Annotated in this window: 4 protein-coding genes; all 4 read right to left on the reverse strand. The window is 65.6% G+C overall.

What is annotated here, in order from left to right:
• Positions 1-247: 247 nt before the first annotated feature.
• The gene (locus ACWDU1_RS30955; protein WP_450003913.1) at positions 248-1,261 is read right to left on the reverse strand and encodes a lysophospholipid acyltransferase family protein; all 1,014 of its coding nucleotides are present in this window, start codon (positions 1,259-1,261) and stop codon (positions 248-250) included.
• Complete coding sequence (locus ACWDU1_RS30960) at positions 1,258-2,331, reverse strand: NAD-dependent epimerase/dehydratase family protein (RefSeq protein WP_450003914.1); 1,074 nt, start codon at positions 2,329-2,331, stop codon at positions 1,258-1,260. Before ACWDU1_RS30960 ends, ACWDU1_RS30955 begins: the two co-directional genes overlap by 4 nt.
• Before the next feature lie 188 nt (positions 2,332-2,519).
• A complete protein-coding gene (locus ACWDU1_RS30965) occupies positions 2,520-2,621 on the reverse strand; it encodes a 30S ribosomal protein bS22 (protein WP_003402602.1) in 102 nt (33 codons plus the stop codon).
• A 228-nt stretch (positions 2,622-2,849) separates the two neighbouring features.
• A complete protein-coding gene (locus ACWDU1_RS30970) occupies positions 2,850-3,098 on the reverse strand; it encodes a helix-turn-helix domain-containing protein (RefSeq protein WP_030525584.1) in 249 nt (82 codons plus the stop codon).
• Between the last annotated feature and the right edge of the window lie 190 nt (positions 3,099-3,288).

Raw genomic sequence — 3,288 nt, forward strand, 5'->3', positions numbered from 1 at the left:
CCACCCTCGAGCGCCGGAGGCGCTCCAAAATTACAGCCCGCCCCTTCGCGGAGGGGCACATCCCAACTCACCTCCGCGGAGGGTCACCCCCGAACTCACCCTCCCCGAAGGGGCCACCACCCCGGACTCACTCGTCGCAAAGGTTTCACCACCCCCCGAACTCACCCGTCGCGGAGGGTCGCCCCCGAACCCCCTTCGCAGCCGGGCAGATCCGAACTCGCCTTCCCGAAGGACGCGCTCCAACATCTCAGCCCATGAAGGTGTTTCGGCGCTTTATCAGGAGTTTGTAGAGGGTTTGCTGGATGGTTTCGCGGACCTGGTCGGTGACCTCGAACATGAGCATCGGGTCGTCGGCGTCTTCGGCCACGTAGTCGGTGGTGGAGATGGGGGTGCCGAATTCGATGTACCACTTCGAGGGCAGCGGGATGGCGCCCAGGGGGCCCAGGTGCGGGAAGGTGGGGGTCACCGGGAAGTAGGGCAGGCCGAGCAGGCGGGCGAGGGGCTTGATATCGGCGAGTTTGGGGTAGATCTCTTCGGAGCCGACGATCGAGCACGGGATGATCGGGACACCGGCCTTGACGGCTGCGGCGACGAAGCCGCCGCGGCCGAAGCGTTGCAGTTTGTAGCGGTCCGCGTATTTCTTGCCGACCCCTTTGAATCCTTCCGGGAATACGCCGGTGAGTTCGCCCGAGCGCAGCAGGCGTTCGGCGTCGGGGCGGCAGGCCAGGGTGTGGCCGGCCTTGCGGGCGAGGGCGCCCAGCATCGGCACCTCGAAGACCAGGTCGGCCGCGAGCAGGCGCAGGGCGCGCTGCTTGGGATGGCTGTCGTGGACGGCGAGCTGCAGCATCAGGCCGTCGAGGGGGATCGTGCCGGCGTGGTTGGCGACGATCAGCGCGCCACCGGCCTCGGGAATGTTCTCCATCCCGCTGACCTGGACCCGGAACCAGTTGTCCGCGAGTGGGCGCAGGGCGGGGAGCAGGACGGATTCCAGGAGGTGTTCGTCGAATCCGAATTCGTCGACCTGGTAGTCGCCGGTGAGCCGGCGGCGGGCGAAATCGGCGGTCCGGCCGATCTGCTTACCGACGGCGTCACGTACCAGGTCGGCCGTCGAACGCGGCGCGGGCGGGGTCGGCGGACTGAGACGGTCCGTCAGCGAGGTCACCGAACTGTCCGCGGGACCGGCCCAGTTGCGGGCCGTGGGTCGTTGCCGCGGCACAGTGTTGAGATCTTGCAGCCGAATGACTTTGGCGACGTCGTTCATGTATGTGCTCCCGTATCGGCCCCGAGAAGGCCGAGCAGTTTGTTTTCTGCGGCGTCGATCCACGATGGATCGACTACGGGCCGCAACGCTGCGCCCCCGGTGAAGTCGTCGAACGCCTGTACCGTCGTCCAGCGCGGCTCGAAACCGAGTTCGGCGCGCATTCGCGTCGTATCCAGACCACAACCGAAAAGGAAATAGTCGAGCTGCTCGGAACTGAAATCACGCATAACCGGGCCCATCAGGGTCCGGCCGACGGTGCGGAACACTGACCACGGTACCGGTACCGCGACCCTTCCGGCACGACGCACCGCTTGGGAAAGCGATAGCGCGCCGTCGCCGGCGACGTTGTAGGTGCCACCCGGACCGGACCGGGTGGCGTGGACGAGGGCTGCGACCGCATCCTCTTCGTGCAGGAACTGCATGCGTGCGTCCCGTCCGAGCACCGTGGGAGTGATCGGCGAACGCAACAGTTGCGCGGCGCGGCCACCGAGGCCCGGCCCCACGATCGGCGCGAGGCGCAATGTTATGGCATTGATATCCGGACGGCGCCGGGCCAGTCCGCGCGCGAAGCCTTCGATCTCGATCAGATCGCGCGCGAACCATCCGCCCGGGGCCCTCCGAGCGCTCATTTCCTCGGTGAACTTCGCTGGATCCTTGGCACTGCCCCCGTATACCCCGGAAGTCGATCGCAACACCACCCGGCGCACGGTGGGTGATTTCTGGCAGACCGCGAACAGTTGCATCGCGCCCAGGACGTTCATATCCTTCATCGCGGCCCGGCCGCCGCCCGACGGCGGCTGCGACAGCACCGCGGTATGCACTACGGTATCGACCTGATAACGCTCGATGACCTTACGGATCAACGGGTTCCGGATATCGGCGCGCACGAACTCGGCGCGGCCCATCCGCCGCCGCAACGGGGGGCTCGGGGTGAGTACGTCGACCGCGATCACGCGTTCGATCCCGGGATCGGAGACCAGCGAGCAGACGACATTGCCGCCGAAGAACCGGCTGGCACCGGTCACCAGCACGATTCGGGGCCGGTATTCGCCGTTCGCGTCAGTGTCCATCTGCACCGGACCAATCCACCTCGAGCATCGATCCCCCGCTCATCAGTTCCGAATACCAGCGTAACGGCCCCCAGCCCTGCCCCAGGCTTCTTAACGGGGACCTAACACCGACTTCAGTCGATCGAAACGAACGAAAACCCGCCACCGAATGGTAGCGGGTTTCGTGGATCGCGACGCGCGAGTTGCGCTTACTTGCCGAGTTTGCGCCGCTGCACGCGGGTACGACGAAGCAGCTTGCGGTGCTTCTTCTTCGACATGCGCTTGCGGCGCTTCTTGATCACAGAACCCATAGGGTGTCCTCGCGTTCTCTCCTCGGCGCGTGCACGCGCTCGCTTACGTCAACTATCCGGTCGTATGCCCGGTTGCTTGGCGGCCGAAAACTCCCAGCCCACCCGGGGCGGACCCTCGGCCCTGCAGACGGCGGCCGCGCCCGACCACGACAGGGCCGCGGCAAGCCACCGATCCAACACAGCGAGGGTTGATGTTACCGGCCCGCCGGGCGGCGCCGGTAACCGCCTTCACCCGGCATCGAAATATGACGTCTCCAGATAATCGTGCACCGCCTTGGCATGCACCCGGAACGATCTACCGACGCGTACCGCCGGTAACTCGCCCGAGTGCACCAGCCGGTACACCGTCATCTTGGAAACTCTCATCAAATTCGCCACCTCGGCGACGGTGAGAAATTGCGTACCACCGCCGAGTATCGATTGTCCTGGCGAAGAACCACCGCCGCTGTTAGCGGACATCTTGTTCGAAGACATCATCGCACCACTGACCTCCGGCACGTCCGCGCCGCCGGCTTCCCCACCGGCGGAACAGACACGCACGTGCTCCTTGAAGCTTAGCGGGACCAGTGGGATTACTGCGACGGGAGTGAGAAATCAGGTTCATACGCTGGGGGTCAACAGGTCATTCGGCCGACGCTCCCTGTTCCGCCGAACGCTGCTTGGCCGC

Source organism: Nocardia sp. NPDC003345 (assembly GCF_053589395.1).

What these genes read in the sequence shown, in the direction of transcription:
- ACWDU1_RS30955 (WP_450003913.1), bottom strand. Translation starts at nt 1,261, where the DNA reads ATGAACGACGTCGCCAAAGTCATTCGGCTGCAAGATCTCAACACTGTG.
- ACWDU1_RS30960 (WP_450003914.1), bottom strand. Translation starts at nt 2,331, where the DNA reads ATGGACACTGACGCGAACGGCGAATACCGGCCCCGAATCGTGCTGGTG.
- ACWDU1_RS30965 (WP_003402602.1), bottom strand. Translation starts at nt 2,621, where the DNA reads ATGGGTTCTGTGATCAAGAAGCGCCGCAAGCGCATGTCGAAGAAGAAG.
- ACWDU1_RS30970 (WP_030525584.1), bottom strand. Translation starts at nt 3,098, where the DNA reads ATGATGTCTTCGAACAAGATGTCCGCTAACAGCGGCGGTGGTTCTTCG.